This window comes from Cryobacterium sp. TMT2-15-1, assembly GCF_004402345.1.
Classification (GTDB): Bacteria; Actinomycetota; Actinomycetes; order Actinomycetales; family Microbacteriaceae; genus Cryobacterium; species Cryobacterium sandaracinum.
The window spans coordinates 50,973-67,987 of the sequence record NZ_SOGD01000010.1; the positions used below are offsets into that span (position 1 = coordinate 50,973).

A 17,015-nucleotide genomic window follows, 5' to 3' on the forward strand; every position below is an offset into this window, starting at 1 on the left:
CACTCGACCCTTGGGGGAAATCCGTGGCTGTTGCCGCCCTGTTCGAACCGTTCACCGTACGCGGCCTCACCCTGCGCAACCGCCTCTGGGCGGCGCCGATGTGCCAGTACGCGGTGCGGGAGAAAGACGGCGTCCCTCGGGACTGGCACCTCGTTCACCTGGGCGCGCTGGCCGCGGGCGGCGCCGGGCTGGTCCTGGCCGAGGCAACCGCGATCAGCCCGGAGGGCCGCATCTCCGACGCCGACACCGGCCTCTGGAACGCGCAACAGACCGCCGCCTGGGCACCGATCGTGGCCTTCCTTCATGCGCAGGGCGCGAAGGCCGGCATCCAGCTTTCCCACGCGGGGCGTAAGGCTTCCGTCTGGCCGGCCTGGGGCGAAGACCGGCACGGCACCATGGCGACGGATGACGGCGGCTGGCCGACCGTGTCGGCCTCGGCCGTGCCGTTCCCCGGCTACGCACCGCCCGTGGCCCTGGATGCCGCGGGCATCCAGGGAATCGTTGACGGGTTCGCGTCCGCCGCGCTCCGCGCGGTGGAGGCCGGATTCGACGTCGTGGAGCTGCACGCGGCGCACGGCTACCTGCTGCACCAGTTCCTGTCCCCGCTGAGCAACCGGCGCTCCGACGGTTTCGGCGGCGGGCTGCCGAACCGGGCCCGCCTGCTGCTTCAGGTCGTGGCCGCCGTGCGCGCGGTCATCGGCGAGGAGCGCGCCCTGTTCGTGCGGTTCTCCGCCACCGATTACACCCCGGGCGGCTGGACCGAAGACGAGACGGCCGAGGTCGCCGGCTGGGCCGCGGCCGCCGGCGCCGACTTCTTCGACATCTCCTCCGGCGGCAACGTGACCGGGGTGCGCATCCCGCTGGGTCCCGGTTACCAGGTGCCGCTCGCCGAGCACGTGAAAACGGCGGCGGATGTGCGGGTCAGTGCCGTCGGGCTGATCACCACCGCGCACCAGGCCGAGCAGATCGTGGCATCCGGCCGGGCCGACGCGGTCCTGCTGGGCCGCGAACTCCTGCGCGACCCGCACTTCCCGCTGCGGGCCGCCCACGAGCTCGGCGCCGACGTGGACTACTGGCCGCCGCAGTACCTGCGCGCCCGGTGGCCGGCCTCCTGAGAACGGCTACACCTGAGAGCGGCTACAGGCGGCGGGTCGCGTCCTGCACTTCGCCGACCAGCTCTTCGATGATGTCCTCCAGGAACAGCACCCCCACGGTCTCACCGGTCGCGGTGAACGAGCGCGCCAGGTGCGCGCCGGAACGCCGCATGGTGGCCAGGGCATCTTCGAGGTCGGTGTCCTCGAAGATCGACGCCAGCAAACGGATGCGCTTGCCCGGGATCGGCTCCGCGTAGCTGCCCTGCCCGACCGAGGTGGCCGTGTCGCCGTCGAGGTCGATGACGTCCTTCAGGTGAACGTACCCGGTCGGTTCACCGGACTCGTTCACCAGCACATAGCGCGAGAAACCGTGTCTGGTGACGGCCTTCTCCACGTCTGCGGGGGTGGCCGCCTCGGGCAGGCTGATCAGGCCGTCGAGGTTCACCGCGACGTCCCGCACCTTGCGGGTGGTGAACTCGAACGTGGCGCTGAGTGCCCCGGTGCCGTCCCGCAGCACGCCCTCCCGGGTCGACTGGGAGACGATGGTCGCCACCTCGTCCAACGTGTAAGTGCTGGTGGCCTCCTCCTTGGGCTGGACCCCGAACATCCGCACCACCAGGTTGGCGGTGGCGTTGAGCGTCACGATCACGGGCTTGACCAGGCGGCCGAAGAAGACGAGCGGCGGGGCGAGCACGAGCACGGCCCGGTCGGGGATGGAGAACGACAGGTTCTTCGGCACCATCTCACCGAACACGACGTGCAGGTAGGAGACCAGCAGCAGCGTGATCACGAAGGCGATCACTCCGATGGCCTCCACCGGTAGCGGGGTCAGGCCCAGCGGGATCTCGAGCAGGTGGTGGATCGCCGGCTCCGAGACGTTCAGGATGAGCAGCGAGCAGACCGTGATGCCCAGCTGGGTGGTCGCCAACATGAGGGTGGCGTGTTCCATCGCCCACAGCGCTGTGATTGCGCGCTTCTTGCCTGCCTCGGCGAGAGGTTCGATCTGGGACCGGCGCGCGGAGATAACCGCGAATTCCGCGGCAACGAAGAAGGCGTTGGCCGCGAGCAGCACGACCAGCCAGACCAGCCCTGCCCAGTCACTCATGGTCACTCACCCTGCGCTCCGTGCCGTTCTTCTTACGGTCACCCTTTTTGTCCGATTTTTTTTCGGATTTCGTGTCGGTCCTGGTACCGCGGTCGCCCCGGGCAGGCTTGCCGCCCTCCTCGGGCTCGACGGGCTCGCCGCCCTCCTCGGGCTCGACGGGCTCGACGAAGGGTGTGAAGCGCAGCCGGTCAATCCGGCGACCGTCGAGGCGTTCCACCGACAGCACGCCGCCGGCCAGCTGCACGACGTCGCCGACGACGGGCAGGCGACCCAATTCGCTCATCACGAACCCGCCCACGGTTTCGTAGGGGCCGTCCTCCGAGATCACGATGCCGGTTCGGTCGAGCAGCTCGTCCGGACGGAGCATGCCGGGGAATGTCAGAGAGTCGGTAGACAACACCACGCCGGCGCGGGTGCGGTCGTGCTCGTCGGCAACCTCTCCGACGAGTTCCTCGACCAGGTCCTCGAGCGTGGCCACTCCGGCCGTGCCGCCGTATTCGTCGACGACGATGGCCATCTGGTAACCGCGGCCGCGCAGCTCGACCAGCAGTCCGTCGAGTTTCATGGTCTCGGGCACCCGGATGGCCTCGGACTGCAGGGCCGACACCGGGACATCCGCCCGGCGGCGTCGGGGAACGGCCACGGCCTGCTTCACGTGCACGATCCCGACGATGTCGTCGACGCCCTCGTCGACGACGGGAAAGCGGGAATACCCGGTTTGGCGGGTGAGCTCGATGACGGCCTGGGCGGAGGCGGTGCGCTCGATGCTGGCCACCCGCGGGCGGGGCGTCATCACGTCCGAGGCGGTATGCCCGGAGAAGAGCAGCGTACGGTGCAGGAGCGTGGCGGTGTCTTTCTCCAGCAGCCCGGCACTGGCCGAGCGCCGCACGAGGGAGGACAGCTCCTCCGCGGTGCGCGCCCCGGACAGCTCTTCCTTCGGCTCGATCCCGATCGACCGCAGCACACCGTTGGCGCTGCCGTTGAGCACGACGACGGCTGGTTTGAACACCGTCGTGAACAGTGTCTGGAACGGGATGACCAGCTTCGCGGTCTGCACGGGCAGGGCGAGGGCGAAATTCTTCGGCACCAGCTCGCCGATGATCATCGAGGCGAGTGTGGCGACGATGACCGCGGTCGTGACCGCGACGACCGGCACCACCGCCGGGGACAGCCCCAGGCCGATCAGCGACGGCGACAGCAGCATGGTCAGAGCCGGCTCCATGGTGTAACCGGTGAGCAGGGTGGTGAGGGTGATGCCCAGTTGGGCGCTGGAGAGGTGCGTCGAGGTGATCCTGAGTGCGGCGATGGTCAGGCCGAGTCGGGTCTCTCCTCGATCGCGGCGGGCCTCGAGCTCCGACCGGTCCAGATTGACCAGGGCGAACTCGCTGGCGACGAACAGGCCGGTTCCGACGGTGAGGAAAAGGCCCGCGGCGAGCATGATCCACTCATACATGGCGGACCTCGACAACGGCGGCACCGAAGATCATGACCGAGACGCCGTTCGGGTGACGGGAAGAATTTCCGGGCGAGAAACCGGGTGCATGCGCAGGAGGGGGGTCGTCCATTATTCCGCCCAGTCTACCGCCCGGCACCGAGGCCACGAGTCGGTCCCGGGTGTCGGGCCCCCACCTCTACCAGGAGACGGGCAGGGCCTTGCCCTCCTCGTAGCCGGCCGCCGACTGGATCCCGACCAGCGAACGGGTGTGGAACTCCGCGACCGAGGTCGCGCCCGCATAGGTGAACGAGCTACGCACGCCGGAGGTGATCATGTCCAGCAGGTCCTCGACGGACGGTCGCAGCGGGTCCAGGTAGATCTTCGAGCTGGAGATCCCCTCGGCAAAAAGAGTCTTGCGGGCCAGCTCGTAGGCGTCGAGGCGGTCGAACCGCTGTCGCACAGCCCTGGTGGAGGCCATCCCCCAGCTCTCCTTGTAAATACCGCCGGCGGCGTCCCGGTCGAGCAGGCCGGGTGCCTCGATCGTGCCGGCGAACCAGGATCCGATCATGACGGATGCCGCGCCGGCGGCGAGCGCGAGCGCCACGTCGCGCGGGTAGCGCACCCCGCCGTCGGCCCAGACGTGCGCTCCGAGTTCCCGGGCGGCGGCCGCGGTCTCGAGCACGGCCGAGAACTGGGGGCGGCCGACCGCCGTCATCATGCGCGTGGTGCACATGGCGCCGGGGCCGACGCCGACCTTCACGATGGTGGCGCCGGCGCCGACGAGGTCACCCACGGCATCCGCGGTCACGACGTTGCCGGCCACGATGGGGATGCCGAGGCCCAGGTCGGCGACGATCCTGATCGCCCGCGTCATGCCGCCCTGGTGCCCGTGCGCGGTGTCGATCACGAGGACGTCCACCCCCGCGGCGACGAGCGCCCGGGCCTTGGCCGCGATGTCGCCGTTGATGCCGACCGCCGCGGCCACGCGCAGTCGGCCCTGCGCGTCCAGCGCGGGCTGATACAGGGTGGAGCGAAGCGCGCTCTTGCGGCTGAGGGTGCCGATCACCCGACCGTGGTGCTGCACGGTGGCGAAGTCGAGCTCGGCCGCGGTCATCACGTCGAACGCGCGGCGCGGGCCTTCGATATCGTCGGCGTCGAGGGAGGTCATCGTGCCGTGCAGGAGATCTCCGAGGAGCGCGTCAGGCAGCGCCGTCGCCAGCCGGGACGCGTCGATGGCACCCAGGTACTCGCCGTTGTGGTCGTTGATGACCAATCCCTGGCCGGCCACAGCCGGCACCTGCCGCAGGGCGAGCGCCACGGTGTCCGCCGGGGCGAAGTTGAAGGGGGTGTCGAAGCGGGTGGATTGGGCCTTGACCCAGCGGATCGCGGCGTCGAGATCCTGCAGGTGCATGTCCTGCGGCAGCACGCCGAGCGCGCCGCGGCGAGCGAGCGCGGCCGCCAGGCGCGGCCCGGTGACCGAGTTCATGTTCGCCGAGACGATGGGGATGGTGGCGCCGCTGCCGTCGCCCGGGGCGAGGGAGACATCGAGGCGGCTGCTCACATCCGATTGGCTCGGCACAAGGAAGACGTCGGAATACGTGAGGTCGTGGCTGGGTACCGCTCCATAGAACTGCATGGAAATAACGCTAGCGCTCCGCGCGGATGCCCGCAGCCAGGCCCGAGGGGATTAGGCTGGACGGGCAGACCGCGCCGGGCGTGCACGACCGCTCGGGACATTCAAAATCAACGTAGAGAGTGGGAACCGGCTGTGTCAAGCCAGTTGACCGGTAGTGGATCCGACGAGACGACGTCGGGTGAATTCGGAGCGAACGAGTGGCTCGTCGACGAACTATACGAACGGTACCTCGTCGACAAGAAGCTGGTGGACGAGTCCTGGTGGCCCGTCCTGGAGAGCTACCACCAGACCGCGAACGGCCGCAGCGACGGTTCAGAGGCTCCCGCGAGCAACGCACCCGCAGGCGACGCGCCCGCCGTGATCGCTCCCGACGTGACCACACCCGCGGCAAGCGCTCCCGCAACCCCGGCCGCCTCAGCGGCGGAGCCGGCCCCGATCACGGCGCCCATCCCCGTCGCCGGCGGGCAGCGCACCGCGCGCACGACGTCCAGCGCGCCCAAGCGGGTTCCCGTTCCGGCCGACATCCCGATCACGAACTCGCAGCCGACCGCCACCGAGGCCACCGAGGTCGACGTCGTCACCCCGCTCCGCGGCATGTCCAAGAGCCTCGCGGCGAACATGGCGGCCAGCCTGACCGTGCCCACCGCCACCAGCGTGCGCACCATCCCGGCGAAGCTTCTCATCGACAACCGCATCGTGATGAACAACCACATGAAGCGCTCGCGCGGTGGCAAGGTGTCGTTCACGCACCTGATCGGTTGGGCGCTGATCCAGGCGCTGAAGATGTTCCCCAGCCAGAACGTCTACTACAACGAGATCGACGGCAAGCCCTCGGTCATCGCCCCCGCGCACGTCGGCCTCGGCATCGCGATCGACCTGCCCAAGCCCGACGGCACCCGCTCCCTGATGGTCCCGGCCATCAAGCGCGCGGACACCATGACCTTCGGCGAGTACCTCTCCTCGTACGAAGACCTCGTCACCCGGGCCCGCAAGGGCAAACTGGCGGCGGATGACTTCTCCGGCGCCACGGTCTCCCTCACCAACCCCGGCGGCATCGGCACTGTGCACTCCGTACCGCGCCTGATGAAGGGCCAGGGTTGCATCATCGGCGCCGGCGCACTCGACTACCCGGCCGAGTTCCAGGGTTCCAGCGTCAAGACCCTGACCGGCCTCGCCATCTCCAAGACCATCACGCTGACCAGCACCTACGACCACCGGGTCATCCAGGGTGCCGGCTCGGGCGAGTTCCTCAAGATCGTGCACGAGCTCCTGATCGGGCAGCACAACTTCTACGAGGACATCTTCTCGGCCCTGCGCATCCCGTACGACCCGATCCACTGGGCCCCCGACATCAGCGTCGACCTGGCCAGCGCCGTCGACAAGACCGCCCGCGTGCAGGAGCTCATCAACGCGTTCCGCGTTCGCGGCCACCTGATGGCCGACATCGACCCGCTCGAGTACACGCAGCGCTCGCATCCCGACCTGGACATCTCGAACCACGGGCTGACCTTCTGGGATCTGGACCGTGAGTTCGTCACCGGCGGCTTCGGCAGCAAACGCCTGATGCTTCTGCGCGACATCCTCGGCGTACTCCGCGACTCCTACTGCCGCACGACCGGCATCGAGTACATGCACATCCAGGACCCTGCCCAGCGCAAGTGGATGCAGGAAAAGATGGAGAAGAGCTACGTCAAGCCCACGCATGACGAGCAGATGCGCATCCTCGGCAAGCTCAACGAGGCCGAGGCCTTCGAGACCTTCCTGCAGACCAAGTACGTCGGCCAGAAGCGGTTCAGCCTCGAGGGCGGCGAATCCACCATCGCCCTGCTCGATTCGATCCTGCAGGGTGCCGCGGATGCCGGCCTCGACGAGGTCTGCATCGGGATGGCCCACCGCGGACGCCTGAACGTGCTGACCAACATTGCGGGCAAGACCTACGGCCAGATCTTCCGCGAGTTCGAGGGCACGCAGGATCCCCGCACCGTGCAGGGTTCCGGCGACGTCAAGTACCACCTGGGCACCGAGGGCACCTTCCGCGCCACCAACGGCACGGAGATGCCGGTCTACCTGGCCGCGAACCCGTCCCACCTCGAGGCCGTCGACGGCGTCCTCGAAGGCATCGTGCGCGCCAAGCAGGACCGCAAGCCGATCGGCACCTTTTCCACCCTGCCGGTCCTCGTGCACGGCGACGCCGCCATGGCCGGCCAGGGCATCGTCCTGGAGACGCTCCAGATGTCCCAACTACGCGGCTTCCGCACCGGGGGAACCATCCATCTGGTCGTCAACAACCAGGTCGGCTTCACCACGCTACCTGGCGACGGGCGCACGTCGGTGTACTCGACGGATGTCGCCAAGACCATCCAGGCGCCCATCTTCCACGTCAACGGGGACGACCCCGAGGCCGTGGTGCGGGTCGCGGAGCTCGCCTTCGCCTACCGCCAGGAATTCAAGCGGGACGTCGTCATCGACCTCGTCTGCTACCGCCGCCGCGGCCATAACGAGGGCGACGACCCCTCGATGACCCAGCCGCTGATGTACAACCTGATCGAGGCCAAGCGCTCCGTTCGGAAGCTTTACACCGAGGCTCTCGTCGGTCGCGGGGACATCACGGAGGAGGAATACGAGGCCTCCCACGCCGACTTCCAGGACCGCCTTGAGCGCGCGTTCATGGAGACGCACGCGGCGCAGTCCTCGTCGATCCCGGTCGTCAGCGCGGCCGGTGCCGCGCCGCAGGGCATCGGTGCCGAGAAGCACGGTACCGACAAGCACGACGACGGGATCGGGGAACCGGCCACCACCGGGGTGCCCGAGGCGGTCGTGCACCTGATCGGCGACGCCTTCCTGAACAAGCCCACCGGCTTCACCGTGCACAATAAGCTGCAGCAGCTGATGCAGAAGCGCAACGACATGAGTCGCAACGGCAAAATCGACTGGAGCTTCGGCGAACTCCTCGCCCTCGGCTCCCTACTGCTCGAGCGCACCCCGGTGCGCTTCGCCGGCCAGGATGCCCGCCGCGGCACGTTCGTGCAGCGTCACGCGGTGCTGCACGACCGCATCAACGGCCAGGAATGGCTGCCCTTGGCGAACCTCAGCGAAGACCAGGCCCGGTTCTGGATCTATGACTCGCTGCTCAGCGAATACGCGGCCATGGGCTTCGAGTACGGCTACTCGGTGGAACGCGCCGACGCCCTGGTGCTCTGGGAGGCGCAGTTCGGCGACTTCGCGAACGGCGCCCAGACGGTCATCGACGAGTTCGTCTCCTCCGCCGAGCAGAAGTGGGGCCAGCGGTCATCCGTTGTGCTGCTGCTACCGCACGGCTACGAGGGCCAGGGGCCGGACCACTCGTCCGCCCGGATCGAGCGCTACCTGCAGCTGTGCGCGGAAGACAACATGACCGTCGCTCGCCCGTCGACGCCCGCGTCGTACTTCCACCTGCTGCGCCGTCAGGCCTACATGCGCCCGCGGCGCCCGCTGATCGTCTTCACTCCGAAGTCGATGCTGCGCCTGCGCGGCGCGACCAGCGAGGTGGCCGACTTCACCACCGGCCGGTTCGAACCGGTCATCGACGACGCCCGGATCACCGACAAGTCGCGGGTCAAGCGGGTGCTGTTCCTGGCCGGCAAGCTCTACTACGACCTGCTCGCCGAACTCGACAAGAACCCGAACCCGGAGATCGCGCTGGTTCGCATGGAGCAGTTCTACCCGCTGCCCGCCGTCGAACTCAAGCAGGTCGCCGACCAGTACCCCGACGCCGAACTCGCCTGGGTGCAGGATGAGCCGGAGAACCAGGGTGCGTGGCCGTTCTTCTACCTCGAGACGAACAAGCTGGGCCCGCGCGCGGTGACCCTGTTCTCCCGGGCGGCGTCGGCGTCGCCGGCGGCGGGCTCGGCGAAGCGTCACGCGGTCGAGCAGGCCGAACTGCTCCGCCAGGCGCTCACCCTGTAACCTGCGCCGACCAGCAGAACCGTCGAATGAGTTCGAGACAGCGCTACTGCACGGCTTCGGACTCGAGAGACACGGCGGTCCACACTTCATCCAGCGTCACGGTCCCCTGATCGCCCGGCGTCGGCATCGGCATCGGGCACAACCGTCTCGGAACCGCGAACCACTATCACCCCTCGGCTATCAGGACTCACTCATCTAGGCTGGCCGCACCGCCCGCCGACGCATCGGCCACCGACAAGGAGATCCGCCATGCCCGCACCGCACGCGAACCGAACCGGCCAGCCCTGCTGGGCCGACCTGATGACCTCCGACCTGCCGCGCGCCCGGGAGTTCTACACCCGGCTGTTCGGCTGGACGGCCAGCGATTCCGGTTCGGAGGACGGCAACTACGTCACCTTCCGTAAGGGCGACGCGGACGTCGCCGGCATGGGCTCACAGGAGCCGGGTTCCCAACTGCCCGACACGTGGACCACCTACCTGTCGGTGACGGATGCCGACGCCGCCGTCGCCGCCGCCCGCGCGGCCGGCGCAGACGTGTTGGCCGAGCCGATCACGGTGGGAACGATGGGCCGCATGGCCATCCTGATGGACCCGACGGGTGCGCCCTTCGGGGTGTGGCAGGCCGACGAGTTCACCGGCTTCGACGTCTTCGGCGAGGCGGGCTCACCGGTCTGGCACGAGCTGAACACCCGCTCCTATTCCGCCGCCCTCGATTTCTACACCGAGGTGTTCGGCTGGAAACCGGTCGTCCTGAGCGACACGGAGGACTTCCGCTACAGCACGATCGGGGCGGAGGGCGAGATGGTGACGGGCGTCTTCGACGCCGCGGACCACCTGCCCGACAGCGTTCCCTCGCACTGGCAGCTCTATCTCGGGGTGCCTGACGTGCACGCGGCCGCGGCGACCGTGACAGAGCTCGGCGGCACGGTCGTCCGTGAGCCGTGGACGGCGGAGTTCGGCACCTTCGCGCTGGTCACCGACCCGACCGGCGCCCTGTTCGTGCTCGGCTCGGTCGACGAGCCGCTCGCCGAGGAGAAGAACGTCGACGACGCCGGTGAGGAGGACGCCGACCTACCGATCGGCTAGTGGGCGGACTGGATGGTGCGCAGCTTCAGCAACACCTGGTCGCGCAGGTCTTCGGGGGCCATTTCACGGCAAGCGCGCTGCACGGCCTCGGTCAGGGTGCGCCCGACCAGGTGCTCGTCGCTGCAGTCGATGCAGTGGGCGAGGTGCTCTTGAATGTCAGACGCATCTTCGCCGCACAGTTCGTTGTGCAGGTATTCCTCGAGTTCGGCCTTGGCCTTCTCGCAGCCACAATCGGTCATGCTGGTGTGCTCCCGGTTCGAGTCTGGCCCGCCGCTGTTCCCAGGCCGCGCTCAATGGCGTAACCGGCCAACAGGTCGCGCAGGAGGCGCCGGCCACGATGCAGGCGACTCATCACGGTGCCAATGGGTGTTTTCATGATTTCGGCGATCTCCTGGTAGGAGAACCCCTCCACGTCGGCGAAGTAGACAGCCAGCCGGAAGTCCTCCGGGATGGACTGCAACGCGTCCTTGACGGCGCTGTCCGGCAGGTGGTCGATGGCCTCGGCCTCCGCCGAACGATTCGTCGTCGCCGTGCGGGACTCCGCGCCGCCGAGCTGCCAGTCCTCGAGATCGTCGATGGTGCCCTGGAACGGCTCACGCTGCTTCTTGCGGTACGTGTTGATGAAGGTGTTGGTCAGGATGCGGTACAGCCAGGCCTTGAGATTGGTGCCCTGCTCGAACTGTTTGAACGCAGCGAACGCTTTCACGAACGTTTCCTGAACCAGATCCTGGGCGTCGGAGGGGTTGCGCGTCATGCGCATGGCCGCGGCGTACAGCTGGTCGATAAAGGGCAGTGCCTGCTCTTCGAACAGGTCTCGCATTTCGATCGCATCGGTTGTCATCACGGACAATCCTAAGCCGTCGCGTGAAACGACCGCAGGTCGCTCCAGCACCATGGACAGCGTCACCCGGGCCTCCCTCTCTCTTTCATCACCGACTATTCTGATAACCGATGTTGATCTCGAGATATTCCAAGCCTGAGTTCGATCCCTACGGCGACACGTCGCCCGAGGTGACGGATGCCCGCTGGCCCGCTCCGACGGCCGCCGGCCCGCTCTGCGCGTCCGTGTCCCTGCCGGGGTCGAAGTCGCTGACCAACCGGGAGCTGGTTCTCAGCGCCCTCGCCGCGCATCCGTCGCTGTTGCGTGCCCCGCTGCACTCGCGGGACAGCGACTTGATGGTCGCGGCGCTGCGTCAACTGGGCACCGTCATCGAGGAGGTCCCCGGAGCCGGGGAGTTCGGCGCCGACCTGAGGATCACCCCCGGGGAGCTACTCGGGTCGACGACCGTCGACTGCGGTCTTGCCGGCACCGTGATGCGTTTCCTGCCGCCGGTCGCGACGCTCGGACTCGGGCCGACCACCTTCGACGGGGACGCCGGTGCACGCCGTCGCCCGATGGGCACCACCATCTCGTCCCTGCGGGCCCTCGGCGCCGACATCAACGACGACGGTCGCGGCGCCCTGCCCTTCACCGTGCACGGTACCGGCACGCTGGCCGGCGGAGAGATCACCATCGACGCGTCCACATCAAGCCAGTTCGTCTCCGGCCTGTTGCTCGCCGCGCCCCGCTTCGAGCTAGGCCTGCACCTTCGTCATTCCGGCGAGCGCCTGCCGAGCATGCCGCACATCGAGATGACCATCGCCACGCTGGCCCGGCGCGGCGTCACCGTTCAGAGTCCCGCCGTCGGCGAGTGGATCGTCGCGCCCTGCCCGATCCAGGGTGTCGAGGTCGACATCGAACCCGATCTCTCCAACGCGGCGCCGTTCCTCGCCGCGGCCCTCGTCGCCGGCGGCAGCGTGACCATCATCGGCTGGCCCGAGACCACCACCCAGGTCGGCGCCGACCTGGCCGAACTGCTACCGCGCTTCGGCGCCGCGGTCACCCGGGAGGGCGACCGGCTCACGGTCTCCGGGACCGGCTGCATCCGGGGCGTGGAGCTCGACCTGTCGACCGGCGGAGAGCTCGCGCCCACGCTCGTGGCCCTGGCTGCCCTGGCCGAGTCCCCAAGCACGATCACCGGGATCGGGCACATCCGCCACCACGAGACCGACCGGCTGGCGGCCCTCGCCGCGGAGATCAACGGGCTTGGCGGCGCCGTCACCGAGCTGCCCGACGGGTTGCGGATCGACCCGCGCCCGCTGCGCGGCGGGCCGTGGAACACCTACGACGACCACCGCATGGCAACCGCGGGCGCGCTGATCGGGCTTCGCGTTCCCGGCCTGCTGATCGAGAACATCGGCACGACCGCGAAAACCCTCCCCCAGTTCACCGACCTTTGGTCGACGCTCGTTTCCGGAGCCCCGTCGTGACGTGGTGGGCGAGTGCCGACGACGATGAGCCCGAGTTCGACGAGTCGAGCGTGCGTGTGCGCCCCAACCGAAAGGGCAGCAAACCGCGCACCAAGACCCGCCCCGACCACGAGAACGCGCTGACCGGACGCATCCTCTCGGTCGACCGAGGCCGGTACACCGTCATGCTCGACGAGAACCTGCCTGCCGAGCGCCGGGTGACCGCCGCCCGGGCGAGTGAACTGCGCAAGCAGGCCGTCGTCACCGGCGACCGCGTCGACATCGTCGGCGACACGACCGGAGCACCGGGCAGCCTGTCCCGGATCGTGCGGATCGTGCCGCGCACGACGCTGCTGCGCCGCAGCGCAGACGACACCGACGCCGTGGAGCGAGTGATCGTCGCCAACGCCGACCAGATGCTGATCGTGGTGGCCGCCGCCAACCCGGAGCCGCGCATCCGTCTCGTCGATCGCTACCTCGTCGCCGCCTACGACGCGGGCGTGAATCCCATTCTCTGCATCACCAAGACCGACCTGGCCGACCCCACCGCCTTCCTCCGCAACTTCGCCGGCCTCGACCTGCCCGTCTTCGAGAGCCGCGACGACGCCATGCCGCTGGCGGAGATCTCCGCCGCCCTGGTCGGCCACGACACGGTCTTCGTCGGTCACTCCGGCGTCGGCAAGTCCACCCTCGTCAACGCCCTCGTGCCGAGCGCCCACCGTGCCGTCGGAGTCGTCAACACGGTGACCGGCCGCGGCCGGCACACGTCTTCGTCGACCATCTCGCTGCGACTGCAAACGGATGCCGGCCGGGGCTGGGTCATCGACACCCCCGGCGTGCGCTCCTTCGGTCTCGGCCACATCAACACCGACAACATCCTCAAGGCCTTCACCGACCTGGCCCTGATCTCCCAAAAGTGCCCGCGCGGCTGCACCCACCTGCCGAACTCGCCCGACTGCGCGATCAATGAGGCCGTTAGCGCCGGCAAGCTCGGCGAGACCGGCAAGGTGCGCCTGGACTCGCTGCAGCGCCTGCTCGCCACCTTCGCCTCCGCCCCCACCCACTAGCCCCCTGTCACCCGCCACCCCCGAGCCGGCAGCCCCTGCACTGAACGAATTCGACGGAGATTTTGCTCTAGAAAGCGCTCAGGGCCAAAAACCGGGTGTTTGACCCCCAATCTCCGTCGAATTCGTCAGGGATGGGCGGAAAATGGGTACAGGCGGGACCAGTAGCGTGGGGGGATGACCGATTCCACGCGGCTCGCGGCCGGCGACCAGGCCCCTCCGTTCACCCTGTCCGACCAGGACGGGAACGCCGTGTCGCTGGCCGATTTCGCCGGCTCGAAGGTCGTCGTGTACTTCTACCCGGCGGCGATGACGCCCGGCTGCACGAAGCAGGCCTGCGACTTCCGCGACAACCTCAGCTCACTGGCGTCGGCCGGCTACCAAGTGCTCGGCGTATCAAAGGATGCCCCGGTCAAGCTGAAGAAGTTCCAGGAGACCGAGCAGCTCACGTTCGCGCTCCTCAGCGACACCGACCTCGCGGTGCACACGGGCTACGGCGCCTGGGGCGAGAAGAACCTCTACGGCAAGACCGTCACGGGCGTGCTGCGTTCCACCGTCGTGATCGACGAGACCGGCATGGTCGAGCTGGCCCTCTACAACGTGAAGGCCACCGGCCATGTCGCGAGCCTACGCAAGAGGCTCGGCCTGCCGGCCTGACCACACGGATGCCGCCACGCGGCCGGCACAGTCCCGGCACAGTCCCGGCGCTGCCCTCACCGGCCGCAGGTGGCCCATACCGGCCCCTGGAGCACTCGACCGCGCGTCGAGGACCACCCCGCCGCTGCCGCCGCCGGAGCGGCCCTGCTGCGCCGCTACCGCGGCAAGCCGTCCTCGGAGCGCGCCGACGTCGTTTCTGCGATTACGCGCCGCTGGAACAGCAGCACGAGGACCACGACCGACGGCAGAAGAAGCGCCCAGCCGAGGTCGGGCCGGGCATAGAGCCCTTGAAAGGAGCCGATGGCGACGGCGATCTGCACCAGCTGCCAGGTGACGGCCGCGCCCCGGATCCAGGACCGGCGCCGCAGGGAGTTGACCGCGATGGCGGTCACCCAGAACGCGGCGATCAGCACCAGCACCAGCATGGCGAGGGCCGTGGCCAGGGAGGTCGGCGCCGCGATCAGCAACTCGAGAATGAGCCACGCGACCGCGACCCAGAGGAGGGCGGCCTCCGCGCAGAGGATCGCGGCGAGGAGAAGCAGGGCCCGCGGCCGACGCACCCGGCCGGCCTGGTTCTCGTCGTCGCCGCTGTGGTCTGACCGTGCATTCACAGAGATATCCCATTCAAAACTATTGATTTGACTCCACCATTATGCGATCATTTTTGAGGCCCGGTTGACGCTCACAGGGACGTGAGTCGATCTGAACGAGTAGATCCAGTACCCTCCCTGCAATCGGCAGCCTCTCATCTTCGGCCAATCGGCCAGGCATCCCCGCAATAAAGGAGCACCCCTATGGACTGGCGCGACAAAGCTGCCTGCCTCACCGCCGACCCGGAACTTTTCTTTCCGGTCGGGAACACTGGCCCCGCTGTGGACCAGATCGAGAAGGCCAAGTCGGTCTGCGCCCGCTGCAACGTCACCGAGGTGTGCCTGCAGTACGCCCTCGAAACCGGTCAAGACTCCGGCGTCTGGGGTGGACTGAGCGAAGACGAGCGTCGCGCGCTCAAGCGACGCGCGGCCCGGGCCCGGCGCGCGTCCTAACACGGCGCCCCCCCGCACCACTGCTCCCCCGCTCCACAAGATCACAGAGAAAGGCCCGGCTGAACAGCCGGGCCTTTCTCTGTTGCGCGCGACGTGCTCGGCACCCAAGCGCCACGCTGAGGCGACATTCCGAGGCGCCACCCCGCCCCCGGCGCTACGCTTCGCGCATGTACCGCAGCGGGATCTCGATGGTCACTTCGGTGCCGCTGCCCATCATGGTGTGCCAGTCGATACTGCCGCTGAGCTCTCCCTGGATCAGGGTGCGCACGATCTGGGTTCCGAGTCCCGACCCGACCTTGCCCTCCGGCAGGCCCGTGCCGTTGTCCCGCACCCGCACGGTAAGGGTCTCCTCGTTACGCTCGGCCTCGATCGACACCTCCCCCTCGCGTCCGGCCAGCCCGTGTTCGACGGCGTTCGTCACGAGCTCTGTCAGCGCGAGGGCGAGCGGTGTCGCGTAGGCGCTGGGCAGGATGCCGAAACTGCCGGACGACTTCGGATGCGCCGTCGTGTTGTGTGCGGACGCCACCTCCATGATCAGCAGCAACACCCGGTCGAACACCACGTCGAAGTCGACCTTCTGGCTGAGGCCCTCGGACAGTGTGTCGTGCACGACGGCGATGGCGGCCACGCGGCGCATCGCCTGGTTGAGCGCTTCCCTGGCCGTGTCGGAATGCGTGCGGCGCGCCTGGATCCGCAGGAGCGAGGCCACCGTCTGCAGGTTGTTCTTGACCCGATGGTGAATCTCCCGGATGGTGGCATCCTTCGTGATCAGCTCACGCTCCTGGTGCCGCAGCTCGGTGACGTCCCGGCAGAGGACGATGGCTCCGATCCGTTCGCCCCGGTTGCGGATCGGGATGGCGCGCAGCGAGACCGTCACGCCGCGGGCCTCCACGTCGGTGCGCCATGGCGCCCGGCCGGTGACCACGAGCGGCAGGGTCTCGTCGACAACCGCCGTTCCGGTGAGCAGGCTCGTGGTCACCTCGGCGAGGGACTCGCCTTCCAGCTCGTCGGCGAACCCCATCCGGTTGAAGGCGGAGAGGGCATTCGGGCTCGCGAACGTGGTCACGCCGTCGACGTCGAGACGGATGAGTCCGTCCGAGGCGCGCGGGGCGCCGCGCCTCGGGCCGGTGGGGGCGCCCAGATCGGGAAAATCGCCGGACGCGATCATGGCGAAGAGGTCATTGGCACAGTCGTTGAAGGTCAGCTCCTGTCGGCTCGGCGTGCGCGCCTCACTCAGGTTGGTGTGCCGGGTGAGCACCGCCACCGGCTTGTCCGAGATCTGGGAACCCGTGGAACTGAGCCGCCGCCGCACCGGGATCGCGCGCACCCGGGTAGGGGTCTCCTCGTACCAGTCGGGGGCCGTGGTGTCGACGATCTTCGCCGTTTCGAAAGCCTCGGTGACCTGCTGGCGCCACTCGACCTTGATGCTCTGCCCGACGAAGTCACGATAGAAGAGGGTGGCGGCGCTCGACGGCCTGGCGTGAGCCACGGCCACGAAGCTCCCGGTGCTGCTGGGCACCCACACGACGATGTCCGCGAAGGCGAGGTCGGCCAGGAGCTGGCCATCCGCGACGAGCATATGGAGCCAGTCCACATCCTCCGCACTGCTGCGGCCCTGGGCAAGTACAAGATTACTGAGCGTCGACACAGCAATAGCCTAG

14 protein-coding genes are annotated in these 17,015 nt (G+C 68.4%); 7 read left to right on the forward strand and 7 right to left on the reverse strand.

Annotation, left to right across the window (positions count from 1 at the left end; all coding sequences use genetic code 11):
* Positions 1-23: 23 nt before the first annotated feature.
* A complete protein-coding gene (locus tag E3O62_RS02305) occupies positions 24-1,115 on the forward strand; it encodes an NADH:flavin oxidoreductase/NADH oxidase (protein WP_134397391.1) in 1,092 nt (363 codons plus the stop codon).
* Positions 1,116-1,137: 22 nt separating this feature from the next.
* Here E3O62_RS02305 and E3O62_RS02310 read toward each other — a convergent pair whose 3' ends face one another.
* The 3 genes from E3O62_RS02310 to E3O62_RS02320 form a co-directional block, all read right to left on the reverse strand.
* Complete coding sequence (locus E3O62_RS02310) at positions 1,138-2,199, reverse strand: hemolysin family protein (RefSeq protein WP_134395991.1); 1,062 nt, start codon at positions 2,197-2,199, stop codon at positions 1,138-1,140.
* A complete protein-coding gene (locus tag E3O62_RS02315; RefSeq protein ID WP_134397392.1) occupies positions 2,192-3,652 on the reverse strand; it encodes a hemolysin family protein in 1,461 nt (486 codons plus the stop codon). Before E3O62_RS02315 ends, E3O62_RS02310 begins: the two co-directional genes overlap by 8 nt.
* Before the next feature lie 178 nt (positions 3,653-3,830).
* Entirely contained in the window at positions 3,831-5,270 is a 1,440-nt protein-coding gene (locus tag E3O62_RS02320) for a GuaB1 family IMP dehydrogenase-related protein (RefSeq protein WP_134397393.1), read from the reverse strand.
* 132 nt (positions 5,271-5,402) lie between these two features.
* Between E3O62_RS02320 and E3O62_RS02325 the strand changes: the two genes are divergently transcribed.
* Both E3O62_RS02325 and E3O62_RS02330 read left to right on the forward strand, forming a co-directional pair.
* Entirely contained in the window at positions 5,403-9,215 is a 3,813-nt protein-coding gene (locus tag E3O62_RS02325; protein ID WP_134397394.1) for a multifunctional oxoglutarate decarboxylase/oxoglutarate dehydrogenase thiamine pyrophosphate-binding subunit/dihydrolipoyllysine-residue succinyltransferase subunit, read from the forward strand.
* A 249-nt stretch (positions 9,216-9,464) separates the two neighbouring features.
* Complete coding sequence (locus tag E3O62_RS02330) at positions 9,465-10,301, forward strand: VOC family protein (RefSeq protein WP_134397395.1); 837 nt, start codon at positions 9,465-9,467, stop codon at positions 10,299-10,301.
* On the opposite strand, the gene E3O62_RS02335 is transcribed toward E3O62_RS02330, so the two are convergent.
* Positions 10,298-10,540 carry a zf-HC2 domain-containing protein gene (locus E3O62_RS02335; RefSeq protein ID WP_134395996.1) on the reverse strand — a complete coding sequence of 81 codons (243 nt, stop codon included), beginning with the start codon at positions 10,538-10,540 and terminating at the stop codon, positions 10,298-10,300. The two genes, E3O62_RS02330 and E3O62_RS02335, sit on opposite strands and share 4 nt — an antisense overlap.
* Entirely contained in the window at positions 10,537-11,142 is a 606-nt protein-coding gene (locus E3O62_RS02340) for a sigma-70 family RNA polymerase sigma factor (protein WP_241973274.1), read from the reverse strand. Before E3O62_RS02340 ends, E3O62_RS02335 begins: the two co-directional genes overlap by 4 nt.
* A gap of 110 nt (positions 11,143-11,252) precedes the next feature.
* Here E3O62_RS02340 and aroA point away from each other — a divergent pair, with 110 nt between their 5' ends.
* The 3 genes from aroA to bcp all read left to right on the forward strand — a co-directional run bounded on the left by aroA (position 11,253) and on the right by bcp (position 14,311).
* Positions 11,253-12,611 (forward strand): 3-phosphoshikimate 1-carboxyvinyltransferase, encoded by a 1,359-nt coding sequence (gene aroA / locus E3O62_RS02345; protein ID WP_134397396.1) that lies wholly within the window; start codon positions 11,253-11,255, stop codon positions 12,609-12,611.
* Positions 12,608-13,657 carry a ribosome small subunit-dependent GTPase A gene (rsgA, locus tag E3O62_RS02350; RefSeq protein ID WP_134395998.1) on the forward strand — a complete coding sequence of 350 codons (1,050 nt, stop codon included), beginning with the start codon at positions 12,608-12,610 and terminating at the stop codon, positions 13,655-13,657. Before aroA ends, rsgA begins: the two co-directional genes overlap by 4 nt.
* A 174-nt stretch (positions 13,658-13,831) precedes the next feature.
* Positions 13,832-14,311 (forward strand): thioredoxin-dependent thiol peroxidase, encoded by a 480-nt coding sequence (bcp, locus tag E3O62_RS02355; RefSeq protein ID WP_134397397.1) that lies wholly within the window; start codon positions 13,832-13,834, stop codon positions 14,309-14,311.
* A gap of 155 nt (positions 14,312-14,466) precedes the next feature.
* On the opposite strand, the gene E3O62_RS02360 is transcribed toward bcp, so the two are convergent.
* Positions 14,467-14,922 (reverse strand): hypothetical protein, encoded by a 456-nt coding sequence (locus E3O62_RS02360; RefSeq protein ID WP_241973270.1) that lies wholly within the window; start codon positions 14,920-14,922, stop codon positions 14,467-14,469.
* Between the two features lie 183 nt (positions 14,923-15,105).
* On the opposite strand from E3O62_RS02360, the gene E3O62_RS02365 reads away from it, so the two are divergent.
* A complete protein-coding gene (locus E3O62_RS02365; protein WP_035837005.1) occupies positions 15,106-15,354 on the forward strand; it encodes a WhiB family transcriptional regulator in 249 nt (82 codons plus the stop codon).
* 154 nt (positions 15,355-15,508) lie between these two features.
* Here the strand turns inward: E3O62_RS02365 and E3O62_RS02370 are convergent, their stop codons facing one another.
* Entirely contained in the window at positions 15,509-17,002 is a 1,494-nt protein-coding gene (locus E3O62_RS02370; protein WP_134395999.1) for a sensor histidine kinase, read from the reverse strand.
* Positions 17,003-17,015: the final 13 nt, after the last annotated feature.

Coding starts and splice junctions, on each gene's coding strand:
- E3O62_RS02310 (WP_134395991.1), bottom strand. CDS start 2,199: ATGAGTGACTGGGCAGGGCTGGTCTGGCTGGTCGTGCTGCTCGCGGCC.
- E3O62_RS02315 (WP_134397392.1), bottom strand. CDS start 3,652: ATGTATGAGTGGATCATGCTCGCCGCGGGCCTTTTCCTCACCGTCGGA.
- E3O62_RS02320 (WP_134397393.1), bottom strand. CDS start 5,270: ATGCAGTTCTATGGAGCGGTACCCAGCCACGACCTCACGTATTCCGAC.
- E3O62_RS02330 (WP_134397395.1), top strand. CDS start 9,465: ATGCCCGCACCGCACGCGAACCGAACCGGCCAGCCCTGCTGGGCCGAC.
- E3O62_RS02335 (WP_134395996.1), bottom strand. CDS start 10,540: ATGACCGATTGTGGCTGCGAGAAGGCCAAGGCCGAACTCGAGGAATAC.
- E3O62_RS02340 (WP_241973274.1), bottom strand. CDS start 11,142: ATGACAACCGATGCGATCGAAATGCGAGACCTGTTCGAAGAGCAGGCA.
- aroA (WP_134397396.1), top strand. CDS start 11,253: ATGTTGATCTCGAGATATTCCAAGCCTGAGTTCGATCCCTACGGCGAC.
- bcp (WP_134397397.1), top strand. CDS start 13,832: ATGACCGATTCCACGCGGCTCGCGGCCGGCGACCAGGCCCCTCCGTTC.
- E3O62_RS02365 (WP_035837005.1), top strand. CDS start 15,106: ATGGACTGGCGCGACAAAGCTGCCTGCCTCACCGCCGACCCGGAACTT.